Origin of the sequence: Sulfurimonas sp. HSL1-2 (assembly GCF_039645565.1) — a bacterium.
Classification (GTDB): Bacteria; Campylobacterota; Campylobacteria; order Campylobacterales; family Sulfurimonadaceae; genus Thiomicrolovo; species Thiomicrolovo zhangzhouensis.
This window is the reverse complement of record NZ_CP147914.1, coordinates 1,382,404-1,401,382: the sequence shown is the minus strand read 5'-3', so window position 1 is coordinate 1,401,382 and position 18,979 is coordinate 1,382,404. Positions and strand designations below refer to the sequence as shown.

At 58.7% G+C, this 18,979-nt stretch carries 13 protein-coding genes; 9 read left to right on the top strand and 4 right to left on the bottom strand.

Translation table 11 applies throughout. The annotated features are described in order from the left end of the window. Positions 1 to 40 precede the first annotated feature (40 nt). Complete coding sequence (locus WCX18_RS07135; RefSeq protein ID WP_345986943.1) at positions 41 to 1,981, bottom strand: thioredoxin domain-containing protein; 1,941 nt, start codon at positions 1,979 to 1,981, stop codon at positions 41 to 43. A gap of 168 nt (positions 1,982 to 2,149) precedes the next feature. Here WCX18_RS07135 and WCX18_RS07130 point away from each other — a divergent pair, with 168 nt between their 5' ends. The 9 genes from WCX18_RS07130 to dsbD all read left to right on the top strand — a co-directional run bounded on the left by WCX18_RS07130 (position 2,150) and on the right by dsbD (position 15,444). Next, positions 2,150 to 3,526, top strand: coding sequence for a TolC family outer membrane protein (locus WCX18_RS07130; RefSeq protein ID WP_345986942.1), 1,377 nt, complete (start codon positions 2,150 to 2,152; stop codon positions 3,524 to 3,526). 104 nt (positions 3,527 to 3,630) lie between these two features. After that, the gene (locus WCX18_RS07125; RefSeq protein WP_345990778.1) at positions 3,631 to 4,206 is read left to right on the top strand and encodes a transglutaminase-like cysteine peptidase; all 576 of its coding nucleotides are present in this window, start codon (positions 3,631 to 3,633) and stop codon (positions 4,204 to 4,206) included. Then, positions 4,203 to 6,110, top strand: a complete 1,908-nt coding sequence (locus tag WCX18_RS07120) for an EAL domain-containing protein (RefSeq protein WP_345986941.1) — start codon at positions 4,203 to 4,205, stop codon at positions 6,108 to 6,110. Before WCX18_RS07125 ends, WCX18_RS07120 begins: the two co-directional genes overlap by 4 nt. Further along, entirely contained in the window at positions 6,111 to 8,264 is a 2,154-nt protein-coding gene (locus WCX18_RS07115) for a type I secretion system permease/ATPase (RefSeq protein ID WP_345986940.1), read from the top strand. Next, on the top strand, positions 8,257 to 9,645 hold the full coding sequence (locus WCX18_RS07110; protein ID WP_345986939.1) for an HlyD family type I secretion periplasmic adaptor subunit: 1,389 nt from the start codon (positions 8,257 to 8,259) through the stop codon (positions 9,643 to 9,645). Before WCX18_RS07115 ends, WCX18_RS07110 begins: the two co-directional genes overlap by 8 nt. 1 nt (position 9,646) lies before the next feature. Continuing rightward, positions 9,647 to 10,261 (top strand): response regulator transcription factor, encoded by a 615-nt coding sequence (locus WCX18_RS07105; protein ID WP_345986938.1) that lies wholly within the window; start codon positions 9,647 to 9,649, stop codon positions 10,259 to 10,261. An 83-nt stretch (positions 10,262 to 10,344) separates the two neighbouring features. Further along, complete coding sequence (locus tag WCX18_RS07100) at positions 10,345 to 11,610, top strand: hypothetical protein (RefSeq protein WP_345986937.1); 1,266 nt, start codon at positions 10,345 to 10,347, stop codon at positions 11,608 to 11,610. Positions 11,611 to 11,728: 118 nt separating this feature from the next. Further along, positions 11,729 to 13,546 carry a protein containing Six-hairpin glycosidase-like domain protein gene (locus WCX18_RS07095; protein WP_345986936.1) on the top strand — a complete coding sequence of 606 codons (1,818 nt, stop codon included), beginning with the start codon at positions 11,729 to 11,731 and terminating at the stop codon, positions 13,544 to 13,546. Between the two features lie 98 nt (positions 13,547 to 13,644). After that, entirely contained in the window at positions 13,645 to 15,444 is a 1,800-nt protein-coding gene (dsbD, locus tag WCX18_RS07090) for a protein-disulfide reductase DsbD (RefSeq protein ID WP_345986935.1), read from the top strand. A 12-nt stretch (positions 15,445 to 15,456) separates the two neighbouring features. On the opposite strand, the gene WCX18_RS07085 is transcribed toward dsbD, so the two are convergent. The 3 genes from WCX18_RS07085 to metE all read right to left on the bottom strand — a co-directional run bounded on the left by WCX18_RS07085 (position 15,457) and on the right by metE (position 18,966). Further along, entirely contained in the window at positions 15,457 to 15,849 is a 393-nt protein-coding gene (locus WCX18_RS07085; protein ID WP_345986934.1) for a hypothetical protein, read from the bottom strand. Positions 15,850 to 15,931: 82 nt separating this feature from the next. Continuing rightward, positions 15,932 to 16,660: a tRNA pseudouridine(65) synthase TruC gene (gene truC / locus WCX18_RS07080; RefSeq protein WP_345986933.1), complete on the bottom strand. Its 729-nt coding sequence runs from the start codon at positions 16,658 to 16,660 to the stop codon at positions 15,932 to 15,934. Beyond that, complete coding sequence (gene metE / locus WCX18_RS07075) at positions 16,615 to 18,966, bottom strand: 5-methyltetrahydropteroyltriglutamate--homocysteine S-methyltransferase (RefSeq protein WP_345986932.1); 2,352 nt, start codon at positions 18,964 to 18,966, stop codon at positions 16,615 to 16,617. The genes truC and metE overlap by 46 nt, the downstream gene beginning before the upstream one ends. Positions 18,967 to 18,979 lie beyond the last annotated feature (13 nt).

The window sequence follows — 18,979 nt, the reverse complement described above, 5'->3', positions numbered from 1 at the left end:
AATAGCGCAGGGCTTACCTATCCCTTGCGCTTATAATTTATCAGATTGTGGAGAACTTCTCCTTGATCGTTGGGGCGATCTCGTCCGCATTCTTGAGCTGTGCAAAACAGCTCTGGACGCCGCAGAGCATATAAGCATCGTCGTCGGTGGCCTTGACGTGGAGGTAGGGGTAGGTGACCGTCGAGAGGTTACCTGCGGCGGATGCCAGCCGTTCGGCATCGGCTTTGACGACGAGGTCTTCGAAGAGGTAGCGCAGTGCCTGGTTGAAGAGGTAGGGGAAGTAGATGGGCGTTTTCGCCAGGCGGGCGGAGTAGTACTCCAGGGTTTTGAAGGCGAAGCGGCGGTACTTCTCCTCGACGAGGATGCCCAGGCTCAGCAGCAGGTCGACCATAACGCCGACGGAGCCGGGGTAGGAGCTGTCAGTGGGGTCGGCGTCGGTGACGAACTCGCCCTTGCTGAAGTACCAGCGCCCGTTGTCGTAGAGGGTCTCCAGCGCGCGGTTGGCCATCTGCTGTGCCTGCATGAGGTAGGTTTCGTCATAGGTCGCTTCGTAGGCTTTGACGAAGGCGGTACCAAGGTAGGCGTAATCTTCCAGGAACGCACCGATTTTCGGCGTGCTATGAATGAGGGCGGTGTGGTAGAGCGTGCCGTCCGGCATCAGGAAGTCCTGCAGGGCCTTGAGAGCTGAAACCGCTTTTTCGATATAGGCGGGGTCACTTTTGCCGAGTTCGAAGAGTCCACGGATCATCATGGCGTTCCAGGAGGTCTGGATCTTACGGTCGATAAAGGGGTATTCGCGTTCCGTACGCAGGCGGAGGAAGACGTCGCGGACGGAGGCGAACCACTCGGGGCGTGCGAGGGGCTCGGAGAGCCAGAGGATGTTCTTGCCCTCAAAATTTCCGTTCGGCGTGACATGCAGGGTCTCCAGGATCGCATCGGCGTCATCCCCGGCGAAACCTTCCTCGATCAGCGCCGACTTTGCAACGTCGTATGCAACGATGAAGTAGGTGCCTTCCTCCCCCTCGCTGTCGGCGTCGCTGGCGGAGTAGAAGAGGCCGTCCTCCTGCATCTTCGCCGCCATGAAGCCGGCGATCTCCGCGGCCGTGCGGGTATAGGACGCATCGTCCAGCATCCGCCCGGCCCTGGCATAGAGTTCGCAGAGCAGGCCGTTGTCGTAGGTCATCTTCTCGAAATGCGGCACCAGCCACTCCGGGTCGACGCTGTAGCGGCAGAACCCGCCGTCAATGAGGTCGTACATCCCCCCGCGGTGCATCGTCGAGAGGGTCTGCGTCACCATCGTTTTCGCATCGGCATCGTTTTGCAACAGGACGATGTCGAGCAGGGCATTCAGCGTCGAGGTGTGCGGGAATTTCGGCTGCTGGGAGAAGCCGCCGTGCGTGCTCTCGAAGTTGTGCAGCGCCTGTTTGACGAATCCGGTAGCCAGGGAGGGCTTCAGTACCGTTGCCTCTTTCGGCCGGTCTTCGGGTTTCAGATAGTTCTGGATCTCGTCGGCGTTCTGGAAGAGCTTTTCGTCCCCTTCGGCCACCTTGGTGGCGATGATCTCGGTCAGTTCCGTAAAGCCCAGCATCCGCTCGCGCGTGGTCGGGGGAATGTAGGTACCGGCATAGAAGGGTTTGTTGTCGGGCGTACAGAAGATGGAGGCGGGCCAGCCGCCTGCACGGCGGTTGAGCAGCTGGTGGACCTCCTGGTAGTACTTATCGAGGTCGGGGCGCTCTTCGCGGTCGACCTTGATGCTGATGAAGTGTGCGTTCAGGTAGGCGGCGATGCTTTCGTTTTCGAACACCTCATGCTCCATGACGTGGCACCAGTGGCAGCTGCTGTAGCCGATGGAGATGAAAATGGGACGGTTCTCCTCGCGGGCGCGCGCAAAAGCTTCGTCGCACCAGGGGTACCAGTCGACGGGGTTGTTCTTGTGCTGCTGCAGGTAGGGGGAATCTTCGTTGGCGAGTCTGTTGGGCATTTTCGGTCCCTCACGGTTGGGATAGGGGGGCATTATATACAAACTGTTATTTAATCCTGAAAGTTCGCAGATAAAAATTATTACATTATGTTCTTATAAGGCTGAAACGGGCTATAATCCCTATAAGGACAGTTTAAAAACTGGCAAATCAAGTGCAAAGGATTGACAATGAAACGTAAAGGTATATTGGGGATTCTACCTTTCTTATTGGCGACGTCCGGTTACGGACTCACGGTAGAGGAAGCCTATCGTACGGTCATTGATACCAACCCGGAAGTCCGGCAGCGTATCGAGGATTACCGCGCGGTGGAAGAGGATAAAACGATTGCGTTCGCCGACTATCTTCCGGTGGTTGATATCCAGGGCAGTGTCGGTTATAAACATGATGAAGGTTCCGTCGGATCGTTTGACCCGAACAATGACCAGGATGACTACCTGCATACAGAGGCGTTCGTCCGGGCGCGCGAAAACCTCTTCCGGGGCTTTTCAACGATGTATGATGTCGCCCAGCAGGACGCACGGCTGCTTTCGGCAGAGCACTCCCTGATGGAAAAGGTGAGCCAGCTTGGGCTCTCCATGATCGAGAGCTACCTGGGCGTTCTGAAACAGAAGCAGCTCCTCGCTCTCACGGTAGAGAACCGTGATACGCACCAGCGCTACTACGACATGATCAAAGAGCGCGTCGAAGCCGGTGCGGGCACACAGTCGGATATGGAACAGATTTCCGGACGTCTTGCGCTAGCCGAATCGAACGTCAAGGTCGCCATGAACAACTACGACGATGCTCAGACAAGCTTCAAGCGCATCTACGGTGAGGCGGTCAACCCCGACGATATGATGGAAGCGGACATCAACGCTTCGCTGTTGCCGGAGAGCATCGAAGCGGCGGAAAAAACGGCGGTTCTGCGTTACCCGACCCTGATGGCCAACCGCAAAAATATCGAAGCGGCGCAGGCGGCGTATCGTCAGGCGGCTTCGAACTACTATCCGACCGTTGACCTGGAAGTCAAAGAGACCCATGTTAACAACGACAGGACGGGCGATTACGCGTGGCGTACGAACTCCGGGGACGAAAACGAATTTACGGTCCAGCTGATCGCGTCTTGGAACCTCTATAACGGCGGTTCGGACGTCGCCGGGCGCAATAAAGCGCTGGCGTCCGCGTTCAACGCCTCCGAAAAAATGATGGAGAACCAGCGCCTCGTATTCGAACGCCTTAACTACTCCTGGGCGGCAAAAACACGGATTGCGGAGCAGCTTGAATACCTCAAAGATCACCGCGACTTCACGCAGAAGACCCTCCAGGCGTATCTCGAAGAGTTCCGCCTCGGACGCCGGACACTGCTGGACGTCCTTGATGTCGAGAACGAGTACTATACTTCCCGCAAGGCCTATGTCTCTGCGCTGTACGATCAGCAGCTGTCCGAATACCGGGTCATTGAGAACGTCGGGAACCTCCCGCTGGTCGCGGCAGTGAAACCCGATGAGATTCTGGCGCTGAAACGCGACGCCATGGCAGAAACGAAGGTCCCGGCGTCCGAGTAGGCGTCGGGCGACAACATAACAAGGTGGTACTTGGTTTGCCCAGGTTTCTTGCACTTTTTCTGGTTCTTTTCGTCTGGGCAGGAAAAGGTGCGCCGTTGTTGGCAGTGGAGCCTTCACTGGCTGCCTCCAAGGCAGCAAAGCAGGATTATTTTGCCAAGAAACGGTTTGAGGCCATGGACAAAATGCTCCGGGACCTTCGGAACAAAAGTGAAATGGAAAAGCTTGAGGGGGTCAATGACTTCTTCAATCGTGTCCGTTTCGTTTCCGACCTGGAGAACTGGGGCGTAGAGGATTACTGGGCGCGCCCGAGTGAATTCCTGACACGTGACCAGGGAGATTGCGAAGACTACGTTATTGCTAAGTATTTTGCCCTCAAACGCCTGGGCGTTCCCGAGTACAAGCTCTATTTCACCTACGTCAAAGCGATCAGGCTCAATCAGGCCCACATGGTTCTAACCTATTATGAAAATCCGAAAGCCGTTCCGCTGGTCCTGGATAATCTCAATTACCGTATTTTCCCGTCAACGAAACGCAAAGACCTGGTTTATGTCTACAGTTTCAATGCGGAATCCCTCTTTCTGAATACCCAGAAGGGAAGAGGCAGGACCCTGGCGGGCGGGTCGACACGAAACAAAGAGTGGGCTGTATTCCTGCAGCGCATTGAAAAGGAGGGATTGTGACACTCTTCAAAGAGATCACGCTGGCGATGTCGGTACTCGTTGTCGCCCTGCTGGCGATGACAATGTTCAGTAACTACCGGACGAACGTCCGCTTTATCGAGGATCAGCTCTACACCAGCGCGCGCAATACGGCGTCGTCGCTGGGACTGGCGATCAGCAAGGCGAGCAACGGCGAGGATGTCGCGATGGCGGAGACGATGATCAATGCGGTCTTCGACAGCGGGCTTTACGAGGCGATCATCTACCGGAACGTGGACGGCGAAGTCCTGTACGAACGCCATACGCCGCTGACCCTGGACACCGTACCGGAGTGGTTTGCGCATAGCATCGCGCTGCCGCCGGCGGCGGCGACCGTGCCCGTCGGCAAAGAGTGGATGCTCGTCGGCCAGCTCCAGATCGAGGGACACCGCGGGCAGGCCTATACCCAGATGTGGGATGCTTTCAAAGAGGTAATTGCCAGTTTCATTATTCTGAGCGTGATGGCCATGGCCGGGATCTTCTTTATGCTGAAGGTCGTACTGCGTTCGCTCGAAGCGGTCCGGGAACAGGCGGAAGCGGTCTCTGGCAACCGGTTTATCATCCAGGATTCGCTGCCGAGGACCAAGGAGATCCGTGACGTGGTCAAGGCCATCAATACCCTCGTATACAAGGTTAAAGAGGTCTACAAGCAGGAAGCCGACGCCGTCGCCCGCTATAACACGCTGCTGTATGAGGACCGGCAGACCCACCTCAAAAACCGGGATTTCTTCATGATGAAACTCGGCAGCCTCGTCTCGGGCGAAGACCGCTTCTCCTCGGGTTATGTCGCCGCGTTCCAGCTGTGCGACCCCGACAAGGTGAAGCACGAAGAGGGCGGCTACGTCCTGCAGAAAGTGCTCTCATTCATCAGTGATATTGCCAGGGGGATCGTCAACGGCGTCGAGGAAGGAGTCGCCTGCCGCGTCCGCGAGTTCGATGTGATGCTGATTATCCCGTCGCTGGAGGAGTCCGAAATCACGGGGCTGCTCACCTCGGCGGCGGAAAGCTGCCGCGGGGCCGGCTACTGCGTGACGATCGCGGCGACGCCTTACCGTGCCGGGGAAGCGGCATCGGAACTGCTGAGCCACCTTGACTACGCGTTGATGCAGGCGGAAGCCGAACGGGGGACGGCGCCGTTCCTTTACCGTGCCAAGCATGACAATGTCCCCACATGGGGGCACGACGCGTGGCGCAAACATCTGCGCAATGCCATGAAACTGGACCACTTCGTTGCCTTCTACCAGCCGGTCGTCTCCCGTAACGGGCTGACGGTCCAGCAGGAGCTGCTGCTGCGCCTGGAGCTCGAGGGCAGCCTGCTCAATGCCGGGGCATTCATTCCGGTCGTCGGGCACCTTGAACTGCAGGAGGAACTTGACCGTTACGTGCTGGACAAGGTCGGTGAGACCCTGCATGCCAGCGAGATCGCGGTGAACGTTTCGGGGAATTTCATTGCCCACAGTGCCACCATGGGGTGGCTCGCGGAGCGTAAAAGCAGCTGGGAGACCAATAAGCTGGCGCTCTCCTTCGAGGTTTCCAACAGTATGGTGATGGCCGAGCCGGAGACGGCGGCGACCTTCTCCGCCTTCGTGCAGAAGCAGGGATGGCGGTTCGGTATCGACCACTTTACGGTCGAGTCGGAAAAAGAGCTGACCTCCCTGCAGCGGATCAAGCCCTCCTACCTGAAGATCGATGCGGTCTACCTGCTTTCGCTGGTCGGCTCCGAGGGCAAGCGCGAAGCGGCACTCTTCACCATCGCCCGCCTGATCGATATCGAACTGATCGCAACAGGGGTCGACAGCGAGGAGACGGCAGACCGTCTGCACCAGCTCGGGATCGACTTGCTGCAGGGCTTCTGGATCGGCGAACCGGCCAAGGGGGCGGCGTAAATGGGCGAACGCAATCGTTCCGGGCTGCTTGATGCCCTGCTGGCCGTCGCGAAACTCTATCATCAGGAGGTGACGGAGGAGATGGTACTGGCCGGCCTGCCGGTCGATCCGAGGGATCCGAAGCTTTTTGAACCCGATCCGCAGCGCTCCCGCTCCCTTTTCAGCCGCGCAGCGGAAAAAGCGGGTTTCGCCAGCACCCTCCAGAAAAAACCGCTGCGCAAGATCGCGCAGCATCTGCTGCCATGCATCCTTGTCCTCAAAGAGGAGCGGGCCTGCGTCCTGCTCGAGTTTGACAAAGAGATGGAGTATGCGAACGTGCTGATCCCGGGGGTCCCAGAGCAGGAGGGGTGGATTGCCATCGAGCACCTTGAGGAGGAGTACCTCGGCTACTGCTTCCTGATGAAAAAGAACTTCGGCTACCGTGTCGAAGAGGAGGACGACAAGGCAGAGAAGGATGACCGTCACTGGTTCTGGAGTACGCTCAAGCGTACGAAAGCGATTTACGGCGACATCCTGATCGGGTCGTTCCTGGTCAACCTCTTCATCCTGATACTGCCGCTGTATATGCGCAACGTCTTCGACCGGGTGATCCCGAATTCGGCTCTCGATACGCTGTGGGTCCTGACCTACGGGGTCGTCGCGATCTTTGTACTCGAAGCCCTCTTGAGGTTCCTGCGCAGCTACTTCATGGAGATCGCGGCCAAGAAGAGCGACGTCATCATGTCCTCGAAGATCTTCGAGCATGTGATGGATATGAAGCTCTCCGAACAGGTCGGTTCCGTCGGGGCGTTTTCAAGCGACCTGAAACAGTATGAGAGTATCCGGAATTTTCTGACTTCTACGGTCGTGACGACCGTGATCGACCTCCCTTTTTCCATCCTCTTTTTGCTGGTGGTTTACTGGGTGGCAGGGGATATCGTCTATATCCCCCTGTTTACGATCCTGCTGATCGTGCTTTATGCGTTCCTGATCAAGGGGCCGATCCGAACGAGCATCCGCAATTCGAACCAGGCGGCATCGATGAAAAACAGTATTCTGCTCGAAAGCCTCAATGCCATTGAGACGATCAAGGCCTTCAACTACAACAGCGTGATGCAGTGGAAACTGGAGGAAGCGACCGGCAAGATCGCGCAGCGGGGACTGAAGTCGCGTGTGCTTAACGGTTCCATTGCGACGGTCACGGCTTTCCTGATCCGGGTGCAGACGGTCGCCGTCATCGTGGCGAGCGTCTATATGATCCATCAGGGGATGTTGACGACGGGGGGACTGCTGGTCGCCTATATCCTGGCTTCGCGGGCGGTCAACCCGGTTGGGAAGCTGGTGATGCTGATTTTGCAGTTTAACAAGGCCAGGTCAGGATTCCGGGCGATCGAAAAGGTGATGGACAGCGCGATCGAGCACCCGACCGAACGGGATTTTATCAGTGCACGCCATCTTAAAGGGAACATTGAGTTCGTCAATGTCGATTTCGCCTATCCCGATGCGGCGCGGAATGCCCTGAACAACGTCTCGTTTACGATCAAGCCCGGCGAGCATGTGGCCATAATGGGAGAGATGGGCTCGGGTAAAACGACCATCATTAACCTGCTGATGGGCTTTTATGCGCCCAAAGAGGGGATGATCCTCATCGACGAGGTCGAGATGGACCAGTATGCCCCGGCGGAACTGCGTAAAGAGATCGCCTATGTACCGCAGGAGATCATTCTGCTGCAGGGGACGATCAAGGAGAATATCGCCCTGAAACACCCCGGCATCGACTCGCACGAGATCGTCGAAGCGGCCCGCCTGAGCGGCGCCCTGCGCTACATCAACCAGAACCCCGACGGTTTCAACATGAAGATCAAGGAGCGGGGACAGAACGTCTCGGGCGGGCAGCGGCAGTCCATCGGGATTGCGCGTGCATTGATCGACAACTTCACGTTTGTCCTCTTCGATGAACCGACCTCACACCTGGACGAAGAGAGCGAACGTATCGCTATCCTCGGGATCGCCCAGAAGATCAAGGGGAAAACGGCCATCTTCGTTACCCATAAAGATGCCGTCCTCGAACTGGTCGACCGCATCATTCTCCTCGAGCGCGGGGAAGTGGTCATGGACGGGACGAAGAAAGAGGTCCTCGCCTACCTGAATAAGTCGGAGGTGCATCATGCTTAACGGATCCATGCTCTCCAACAAGTTGCCGAAGCGCCCGGAGAACAAGAACGACCTCCGTCCCAAAGCCGTTACGGAAAAAGAGCTCGCGTATCTCAACAGCCGAACGGCCGCGGTCCTGGAGCGCACGGCGCTGCATTCACGGCTGTTTTTGTGGATCATGCTGCTGACGGTGGCGATCTTCATCATTTGGGCGGACAATGCCATGATCGACGAGGTCGTCAAAGGCGACGGGAAAATCGTCCCCAGCAGTCAGATCAAACCGATCCAGAACCTCGAAGGGGGGATCGTCAAGGAGATCCTGATCAAGGAGGGCGACCTGGTCCAGAAAGGCGAACCGCTTCTGAAGATGCAGGATATTTTTTTCAGTTCGACCGTCGAACGCAATCGTCTGGAGTACGACGAGCTGTATGCCCGGGCGATCCGCCTGCGGGCTGAGGCCTACGGCACGGCGTTTATCGAGCCCGAGACGAGCGACCCGGCGCAAAAAGTGCTGATAGAGAAGGAGCGCAGCCTTTACCAGAGCAACAAGCAGCAGCTCCAGAAGAGCATCGCCATCCTCAAGTCACAGATCGCGCAGCGGACCAGCGAGCTCAAAGAGGCGCGGGAACACTATACGCAGCTTGAAGCGGAAATGACCCTGGTGCAGAAGGAGATCGATATCAACCGGCCGCTGGTGGAAAAACGCATCGTGCCCGAGGTCGACTTCATCAAACTGCAGCGCGATGCCAACAACGTCGAGCAGTCGTTGACGGCCACACGCCACCAGATCACGTCGACAAGGGCGATGATCGAAGAGGCCAAGAGCAAACGCGACGAAGCGGAGCTGGCGTTCCAGAACCGGGCCAAGGAGGAGCTCAACGGCATCGAGGCGCAGATGCAGCGGATCAAAGAGTCGCAGACGGCGCTGGAGGACCAGGTAAGCCGGACCCTCGTGCGCTCCCCGGTTGACGGGATCGTTAAACGCCTCTACGTCACGACAATCGGCGGGGTCGTGACGCCGGGGATGAAGCTGATGGATATCCTCCCGACGGGCGACTCTCTGCTGGTGGAAGTAAAAGTCCACCCGCGCGATATCGCCTTCTTGTACCCCGACCAGCGTGCCGTCATCAAGATTACGGCCTACGATTTTTCCATATACGGGGGGCTGAGCGGCCGGGTGGTACGGATCAGCCCCGACTCCATCAACGAAGCCGACGGCAGGACCTACTACCAGGTCTGGATCGAAACGGACAAGACCTTCCTCGGTACCGTCGAGAATCCGCTGAAGCTGATCCCGGGGATGGTCGTCAACGCGGAGATCGTTACCGGCAAGAAAAGTATTCTCGACTATATCCTTCGCCCGCTCCTGCGGACGAAAGACAACGCCTTCAAGGAGCGATAAGATGAAAAGACTCTACCTCTATTCGAAGCGCGATTCGGTACTGAAGCATTGGAAAAGCGGCATGTCGCGGCTGTATAAACTGCAGGGGTTTCAGGAACTGGGATCGCTTTATGCGGCCCTGGAAGAGGCCCGCCCTGCCGCCGTGCTGTTTGATTACGACGGGCATATCGGCGAGATCGAGGAGCTGCTGCAGTATCTCAAGTCGACGAAGACCGCCGTGATGGCAATGAACAGCAGTCCCGTCTATTCGGACGGGATCGTGCTACTCAAAGGGGGCGCGCGTGCCCTGCTGAATGCCTATGCCTCCGCCAACAATATCAACCAGGCTGTCAAGGCCGTCGTCGGCGGTAATATCTGGCTCTATCCGGAGTTCATTCAGATGATGATCCGGCAAAACAGTATGATCGCGGCCGGCAGGCAGGAGACGCTTGAACCGCTCTCCGCACGGGAGCGGGAACTGGCGGAGATGGTGGCGCTGGGCATGAGCAACAAAGAGATCGCCCAGACGGCGGATATCGCCGAACAGACGGTCAAGACGCATCTGAAAACGGTGTATGAAAAGCTCGGCGTGGCCAGCCGGCTTGAGCTGGCGATTATGGTCAATAGCGGCAAATAATAACAAATTCATACGAAAGTAGTATTGAGTTCTCACAGGCTTTATGTCTATAATACAGCTAAGATACATTCAAAGGAGATGAGATGGCAACTGCAATCGGAATGGTAACGGCAGTAGAAGGCGTAGTAAAGGTGATTGGACCGAACGGCAGTGAAAAGATTGCCGTCTCCGGTGATATTATCCATGAGAATGACACGGTTATTACAGGTGAAGGCGGCATCGCACTGAGCCTTAATAACGGGCACACCGTCGAGATCGGCTCGAATGAGCATGTGGTCCTCGACAGCAGTGTGACGGTCGATACGGCCGCGAACGATGCACTGATCGGCGACGTAACGGCACTGGAAACCGCCCTTATGGGTGAGATGGGTGCGACTGCAGCCGGCCAGGGTGGTGCACAGGGCAGCGGTCTGAGCAACGGTGCTCTGTATGAACAGCGTGACGATGCGCGGGGTGACGTCGGTGCAGAACAGTCTTCCGCCGAAGGTGCCGAACACGGTTTTGCGAGTGCGGAACTCGGAAATCCGGCGGATGCACAGCCGGCGGCTGATACAGATACCGACACTGATACGGACACTGATACGGACACTGATACGGACACTGATACCGACACTGATACAGATACGGACACTGATACGGATACGGACACCGACACAGATACCGATAATGACGACGATGACGACACCGATAACGATGACGACAACGACGACGATGATGACGACGACGACGATGATGACGATGACGATGACGATGACGACGGCAACAACGGTCACGGCAACGACGATGACCACGACGACGACAGCAACCCGGGACAGGGAGGCGGCGGTCACGGTGCCGACACGGATGACGATTCCGACGATGATGACGACGGCAACAACGGTCACGGCAACGACGATGACCACGACGACGACAGCAACCCGGGACAGGGAGGCGGCGGTCATGGTGCCGACACGGATGATGACTCCGACACTGACACAGATACTGATACCGATACGGATGACGACGGTAACAACGGTCACGGCAATGATGAAGATCATGACGATGACAGTAACCCGGGACAGGGCGGCGGCGGTCACGGTGCCGACACGGATGATGACTCCGACACGGATACCGATACTGATACAGACAGCGATACAGATACCGACGCGGATTCTGACAGCGATACGGATGCCGACAGCGACGATGACCATGACAACGGTCACGGCAATGACGAAGACCATGATGACGACAGCAACCCGGGACAGGGCGGCGGCGGTCACGGTACCATGGACGCGGAGGATTACGATCTCTTCGACGACAGCGATCTGGCCGATCTGGATGTTGATCCGGATCCGGACAGCATCGTCTGACAGGGGCGGGTTGACGCCCGCACCCCTGTGCTCTTACCAAAGCGTGCCCGCGGGCACATTTTTGTAAGGGCCTGAAAACATCGGACAGTTTTGATGCCAGGCAGATAAAGGAGACGGAATGACGCTACCGCATGCGGTCTCCGGAACGGATGAAACGCATTTCATCGCGGATATCCGTAAAATACTGGGAGGGGGGGAGGTTTCCCTGCGCATCCCGAAGCGCTTCGGACACGCGTTCGATCCGGGGTGCTCGCAATGGTATGTCACCCTTTTCCAGCCCGGGAAAAAGCCGCTGCGATGGGGTTCGCGGCGCCGTTCGGCAGAAGCGAGTCTCCTGGGGGCCGTCGCAGGTCTGAAAAAACGCAAAGGTTTCGAGGCATTTGACATCGCAGACCCGTCCGCGTGCCGGATCCTGGTCGAGATGGTCACCGATGCCGTCCCCTGCGATCTCCGGTCGCTGACGTGGATGGCGCTCTCCCCGGCGCGTTTCGAACCCGGTGTGACCGGTCTGCGGTGTGAATGGAACGGACAGGTGCGTTACGTCATGCCGACGGATGCGGTCACCCACAGCATCATGAGCGTAACGCAGCTGCTGGATTTTCTCGCCCGGCGGTTCGGCCTGGCGGAGCGGGGCGAGGATGAAGAAGCGCGTGCCGCGCGCATGCTGTCGCTGCCGCTTCAGTGCTCCCTGCTCAAAAGCGTCGCGGTGATCTCTTACGAAGCGGGGGCCCTGCCGCTGTACCGCGGCATTCCTGCGCCTTTCAACCTCTCTGCAGCGGGGGTGGAGCGTGTCGTGCGGGCGAGCATAGGGTGGCTGGCGGACAATATGCGGGAGGATGGCCGGTTCCTCTACTACTATGACCCCATCATGGACAGCGAGGCCGACTTTCAGCATCCGAAAAATCCGGGCTATTACAACATACTGCGCCACAGCGGCGCGACGATCACCCTGATCGAAGGGTACGAACGTTTTAGGGAAGAGCGGCTGCTGGCGGCCGCACGCCGCTCCATCGACTTCTTTGTGACGACACTGCGTGAAGAGGAGGGCGAAGAGGGCTATAGGTGTTACCCTTTTTATAACAAGAAGTCCAAACTCGGCGGGGCGGGAATAGGGCTGGCCGCCCTGATGCGCTACGAACATGCCAGTGGCGACAAGCGGTACCGCCATTATGCAGAGGGGATGGTGCGGCATCTGCTCGGCCGTATAACGGAGGACGGGGAGATGATCGGGTATTACCGTCACCCGCGTCACCAGAAGGGCGCACCGCTCGTCGATATCGATGCGAAAACGAAGCGTGAGCTCTTCTCTTTTTACTACCCGGGCGAGGCGCTGCTCGGGCTGGCCCTCTTTTATGCGCATGCAGACGCGGCGGAGGGGCTCAAAGCGGTCATCCTCGCACAGAGCCGCCGTGCGCTTGATTTCCTCGTGCATATCCGTCCCGAGAAGTATGCAGACCTTTTCGAACCGCTGCCGGCCGACAGCTGGCTGATGCAGGCGATCGAGGCATGGGACGGGATCGCAGCGATCGTGACGGACGCGCACCGTGCCTTCGTCTATGGCGATGCGGCGCAGATGATCCGGCACATGTATATGCCCGACGACGCGCTCTACCCCGATTATCCCGGTGGTTTCTACTACCGCTTCGGCGACCATGTCTATCATGACGGCTCCCGCTGTGAGGGGCTGATGGCGGCCTACCGTCTGGCCCGTCAGCGCGGCGAGCGGGCGGAGATGACACGGGTACTCGGCCCCATGCTGCTGGCGGCGCGGGGACTGCTCGCTACGTTCAATACCCCCGAATCGACGTACGCCCACCGCGATCCGGCGCGTACCGTCGGCAGTTTCCGCTTCAAACTGACACGGCAGTGGGTCCGTGTCGACGCCGTACAGCATGCCGCCTGTTTCTATGCCCGGCTGCTCCCGTTTCTGAAGTAAAGTCCGGCGGCCTGACCCCGCAGCAGCAGGGGCATGTTACTGATTCGTTTTTGCTTCTTGCGCTAAAATGTGGCGCAACTTCGTCACAAAGGTTTTCTGTGAAACGGTTTATCGCGTTTTTTACCCTGCTTTCGGCGACACTCCTCTTCGCCTTTCAAAGCAGTTTTCTGATGCCAGAAGAGGCGTTCAAGCCCAAGGCATCCCTGCTGGACAACCAGCACATTGCCATCGATATCGAACTGGGGGAGGGGATCTACGTCTATGCGGACAAACTTGATGCCGCCATCAAGGCGCCCTCCACGGTCTCCATCTCCGAAGTCAAGGTCAACAGCGTCGCCGAGGAGCACGACGGCGACATGGTCCACCTGCACAAGGTCCCCGTCGAGATCATCCTGACCTCCTCGCAGAAAACGGGCACGGTTCCCGTGACTGTCTCTTTGGCGTTCCAGGGCTGCTCGGAGCGCGGGCTCTGCTATGAGCCGCAGAACAAAGAGTACACTTTTGACGTTGACCTCGCTAAACTTGGATCGGCTGCCGCCGCGGCGCCCGAAAAGCCGAAGGCTCCGGCCGCCGCGAAGGGTGAGAGCGAAACGGACCTGATCGTCGACACGCTCAAGGGCGGCAGCCTCTGGGCGATTCTCGCACTTTTCTTCGGTTTCGGACTGGCGCTCTCGCTGACCCCGTGCATCTTCCCGATGATCCCGATCCTCTCCTCCATCATCGTCTCACAGGGGGAGCATCTCACGGCCAGACGCGGGTTCACCCTCTCGCTGGTCTACGTCCTGGCGATGGCATTCGCCTATACGATCGCCGGGATCATGGCGGGACTTTTCGGCGAGAACCTGCAGGTGATTCTGCAGAATCCGTGGGCGATCGGCGCCTTCGCATTGATCTTTGTCGCTCTGGCATTCTCGATGTTCGGGTTTTACGAGATCGGGCTCCCGGCGACGCTGCAGACGCGGCTGTCGCGTTTTTCCGACAAGGCGGGTGAGAAGGGCGGATTTAGCGGCGTCGCGGTGATGGGCTTTCTGAGCGCACTTATCGTCGGCCCCTGCGTGGCACCCGGCCTGGCGGCGGCACTGATCTACATCGGCCAGACGGGCAATGCGGCGCTCGGCGGCATCGCCCTCTTCGTCATGAGCCTCGGGATGGGGGTCCCCCTCCTGCTCATCGGCCTGGGTGCGGGCAGGTTCATGCCGAAACCGGGCGGCTGGATGAACATCGTTACGGAAGTATTCGGCGCCATTATGATCGGTATTGCCATCTGGATGGTATCGCGGGTGCTCCCGGACTGGATCACGATGATGCTCTGGGCGATCTACTTTATTGTCGCCGCCGTCTACCTCGGTGCTTTCGAACCGGTCCACGGCGGTGTGCGCCGCTCAATGCACTCCTTTATCAAGGCGATCGGCATCGTCTTTATGCTCTACGGGACGATCCTGCTCGTCGGGGCGCTCTCAGGCGGTACGTCGTTGACGCAGCCGCTCAAAGGGTTTGAGGTGAAGATGTGTACGGACGGCACGCCTGCGGCCGCTTCGACGAAGGAGGTGGCCTTTCAGGTGATCCATTCCGAGGCGGAGCTGGAGCAGATCCTCGCGGCGAACAGGGGAAAAAAGGTGATGCTGGATTTCTCGGCCGCATGGTGCACGGCCTGTGCAGAGTATGCGGAGATCACCTTTGCCGATCCGCGGGTCGTATCGGCACTGGATGATTTTATCCTGGTGCAGGCGGACGTGACGGAGAACAGCGACCCCGAAAAGGCGCTCACAAAGCAGTTCGGTCTCTTCGGTCCTCCGGGTATCCTCTTCTTTGACGAAAGCGGAAAACTGATCGAGAACAAGACGCTGATCGGCTATAAACCGCCCGAGGCGTTCCTCGAACACCTGCGTTCACTCTAGCGATCCTGCGGTCTAGAACTGCTCCCACAGCCATTCGGCAACGGCTTCTTTCTCGGCGTTCGTCAACCCTTTGACGGGCGTCATCACCCCGAATTTTTCCACCATCTCCGGCAGGCACAGAACATAATCCTCGTCGGGGTCGTCAATGTACTCCTTGATAAAGGCCTTGACGACTTTGCGCTGGATATCCTCGTCTTCGTTGTGAATATGGATCATCATTTTCAGGCGCATCGAGACCATGCGCATCGTCGGCGCTTTCATCTTCGCCTTCTGCAAGCCGCGTTCGGGTTCGTTCAGCGGCAGCATGACCATGTGGCAGGAGGCGCAGTGCTGCTCATAGATCTTGTAGCCGTCCGCGGCAAAAAGCGATGCGCAGAGGAGAAGGGGCAGTAGTATCGGTTTCATCGGCACTCCTTTACACGGGCGTTATTTTTCATTATGCCACCGTATTGTTAAGGGAGTGTGCGGCGTGTAAAATTAAAAATTATTATTCAGTATGCCAGCCGAATCGTGCCATGAGCACTTCGATAATCTCCCCGGGGGAGGCGCTGATGCAGAGCGGTTCACCGGTGACGGGGTGGGGGAGTTCCAGCTTCGTCGAGGCCAGCAGCAGGCGGTGGCAGCCGAAATGCTCCCGGAAGAGGTTGTTGTGTTCGGTCCGCCCGTATTTGGTATCGCCGACGATGGGGTGCAGCAGGTGCTTCATATGGCGGCGGAGCTGGTGTTTGCGCCCCGTTTCGGGCCGCAGCCGCACCAGGGAGTAGCGCGCAGCCCGGTAGCGCCCGACGGGGATAGGGAGTTCGACGGTGGCGAGGCGCTCAAAGCCCGTGACGGCCTCCTGGGCCTCCTTGTCCGTGCGCGCCTTCGCATCGGTCATTTTGTCGAGCAGCTCTTTGAGCGGGTAGTCGATGCGGCCCGCTTCGTCAATATAGCCGCGAACGACGGCGAGGTACTCTTTGCGGACGCTCCCCGCCTCGAAGATCTCGCCGACTTTGCGGGCTGTTTCCGGGTCGAGGGCGAAGAGCAGCACCCCGGAAGTAGGCTTGTCGAGGCGGTGGACGGGGTAGACGTACTGCCCGATCTGGTCGCGGACGAGCTGCAGCGCGAAGCGGGTCTCGTCCTTGTCGATCCAGGAGCGGTGCACGAGCAGCCCGCTGGGCTTGTTTACGGCTACAAGCCACTCGTCGCGGTAGAGGATCTCGAGGGGTTCGTCCATGCTGCATCGCCTTTTTTGGATGCGATTATAGCGTCAAATGAGGCGCGGACCTCCCCGACGGCTTCGACCATGTTGGCCAGGCTCGGTTTGACCTCCTCCCATTTTCGGGTTTTAAGGCCGCAGTCGGGGTTGATCCAGAGCTGCTCTTGCGGCAGTACCTCCAGCAGGGCATGAATCTGCGCGACCATCTCCGCCACCGGCGGGATGCGGGGGGAGTGGATGTCGTAGACGCCTGGCCCGACCTCCTGCTTGTAGCCGACCTCCTTGAAGATGCGCAGCAAGGCGTTGCCGCTGCGGGCAGTCTCGATGGAGATGACGTCCGCGTCCATCGCCTCGATGGTGTGGATGATGTCGTTGAACTGGCTGTAGCACATATGCGTATGGATCTGCGTCTCGCTGCGTGCACAGGCGACGCTGCGGCGGAAGGCGTCGACGGCCCACGTCTCGTAGGCAGCGATATTCTCGCGGCGCAGCGGGTACCCCTCCTTGAAGGCCGCCTCGTCCACCTGGATGATGCGGATACCGGAATCCTGGAGGTCGTCGACCTCGTCGCCGATGGCAATGGCGATCTGCGCGGCAACATCGGCACGGGACATGTCGTCGCGGACGAAGGACCAGTTGAGGATCGTGACGGGGCCGGTGAGCATGCCCTTGACGATCTTCGCCGTTTTGCTCTGCGCATAGGTCGTCCAGCCCACCGTCATCGGCAGCGGGCGGCTGACGTCGCCGTAGATGAGCGGCGGCTTGACGCAGCGGCTGCCGTAGCTCTGAACCCAGCCGTTGGCGCTGAACGCAAACCCGGCGAGCTGTTCGCCGAAATACTCGACCATATCGTTGCGTTCCGGTTCGCCGTGCACGAGTACGTCCAGCCCGATCGACTCCTGAAAGGCGATGCAGTCGTCGATATAGGCTTTGATGCCCGCTTCGTACGTCCGGGCATCGATGTCGCCGCGTTTGAAGTCGCGGCGAAGGCTACGCAGTTCCGGCGTCTGCGGGAAAGAACCGATGGTCGTCGTCGGCAGCAGGGGGTAGGCCAGTGCTTCGCGCTGGGCCTTGATCCGCTCCGTATAGGGTTGCGCACGCTCCGTCGTCGTCTGCGATGCAACGCGCTGCTGTACGGCGGCGTCGTGGATGCGCGGGGAGCATTGCCGTGTGTGGACCGCTTCCCGGCTGAGTTGCATCAGGCTCAGCTCTGCATCGTCCAGTGCCTCACCGGCGAAGCGTTTGGCGACGAGGTTCAGTTCGGCCAGCTTCTCCTTCGCAAAGGCGAGCCACTGCTTTATTTCCGCATCGAGTTTCGTTTCCGCTTCGAGCGAATAGGGGACGTGCAGCAGCGAACAGGAGGTGGCGGGAACGATAAGGGCTTTCGGCACCGTCTGCGCGATCGTCTCGAGCCTGTCGCCGACGGCATCGAGGTCGCTGCGCCAGACATTCCGCCCGTCGATCACCCCTGCAATGAGCGTTTTTCCGCTTTGGGCGATAGTGGCGAGGGCATCCATGTTGCGCGGGCCATGGACGAAGTCGAGGGCGATCCCGCTGATCGGCGTATGGGCCAGGACTTCGACGGCCTCGCAGGCGTGTTCGAAGTAGGTCGCGACGATGATTTTGACGTGTGAGACGGTGGAGCCGAGCCGGTCGTAGGCGCGTTTGAGCAGGCTCAGGGTTTTGACGTCCGGCCCCGTTACCAGGAGCGGCTCGTCGATCTGGACGGTAATCTGCTCGTCGAGAGTACTGATCGCCGTCAGCACCGCTTCGTAGCAGGCGACAACGGCATCGAAATGGGCATGGCGGTCAAAGTTTCTGTCGACGCTTTTGCCGAGCCAGAGGAAAGTGAGGGGGCCGATCAGGTTGATTTTCGGGGCGATCCCCGCGGCCTTTGCTTCACGGTATTCGGAGATGATCTTCGCGGCGTTCGGCGCGAAGGTGTCGTCTGCAGCGAACTCGGGGACGATATAGTGGTAGTTGGTATTGAACCACTTGGTCATCTGCATCGCGGTACGCTGACTGTCGCCGCGGGCCATCGTGAAGTAGCGGAGCGTTTCGTCCTTGATGTTGCGGAAGCGGGCCGGGACCGCACCGAGCATGATACAGGTATCGAGCATCGCGTCGTAGTAGCTGAAGTCGTTGCAGCTGATGACAGCGATGCCGGCGTCATGCTGCTCCTTCCAGTGGCGGCGGCGCAGTTCTGCCGCGCTCGCTTCCAGGGCCGCGAGGTCGCTTTTGCCGCTCCAGTAGTTCTCCAGCGCGAATTTCAGTTCGCGGTTCTCCCCGATGCGCGGGTAGCCGATAACGTAGTTTTTTGACATGGGTATATCCTTT

What these genes read in the sequence shown, in the direction of transcription:
- WCX18_RS07110 (WP_345986939.1), top strand. Translation starts at nt 8,257, where the DNA reads ATGCTTAACGGATCCATGCTCTCCAACAAGTTGCCGAAGCGCCCGGAG.
- WCX18_RS07100 (WP_345986937.1), top strand. Translation starts at nt 10,345, where the DNA reads ATGGCAACTGCAATCGGAATGGTAACGGCAGTAGAAGGCGTAGTAAAG.
- WCX18_RS07085 (WP_345986934.1), bottom strand. Translation starts at nt 15,849, where the DNA reads ATGAAACCGATACTACTGCCCCTTCTCCTCTGCGCATCGCTTTTTGCC.
- WCX18_RS07135 (WP_345986943.1), bottom strand. Translation starts at nt 1,981, where the DNA reads ATGCCCAACAGACTCGCCAACGAAGATTCCCCCTACCTGCAGCAGCAC.
- WCX18_RS07105 (WP_345986938.1), top strand. Translation starts at nt 9,647, where the DNA reads ATGAAAAGACTCTACCTCTATTCGAAGCGCGATTCGGTACTGAAGCAT.
- WCX18_RS07115 (WP_345986940.1), top strand. Translation starts at nt 6,111, where the DNA reads ATGGGCGAACGCAATCGTTCCGGGCTGCTTGATGCCCTGCTGGCCGTC.
- WCX18_RS07095 (WP_345986936.1), top strand. Translation starts at nt 11,729, where the DNA reads ATGACGCTACCGCATGCGGTCTCCGGAACGGATGAAACGCATTTCATC.
- metE (WP_345986932.1), bottom strand. Translation starts at nt 18,966, where the DNA reads ATGTCAAAAAACTACGTTATCGGCTACCCGCGCATCGGGGAGAACCGC.
- WCX18_RS07130 (WP_345986942.1), top strand. Translation starts at nt 2,150, where the DNA reads ATGAAACGTAAAGGTATATTGGGGATTCTACCTTTCTTATTGGCGACG.
- truC (WP_345986933.1), bottom strand. Translation starts at nt 16,660, where the DNA reads ATGGACGAACCCCTCGAGATCCTCTACCGCGACGAGTGGCTTGTAGCC.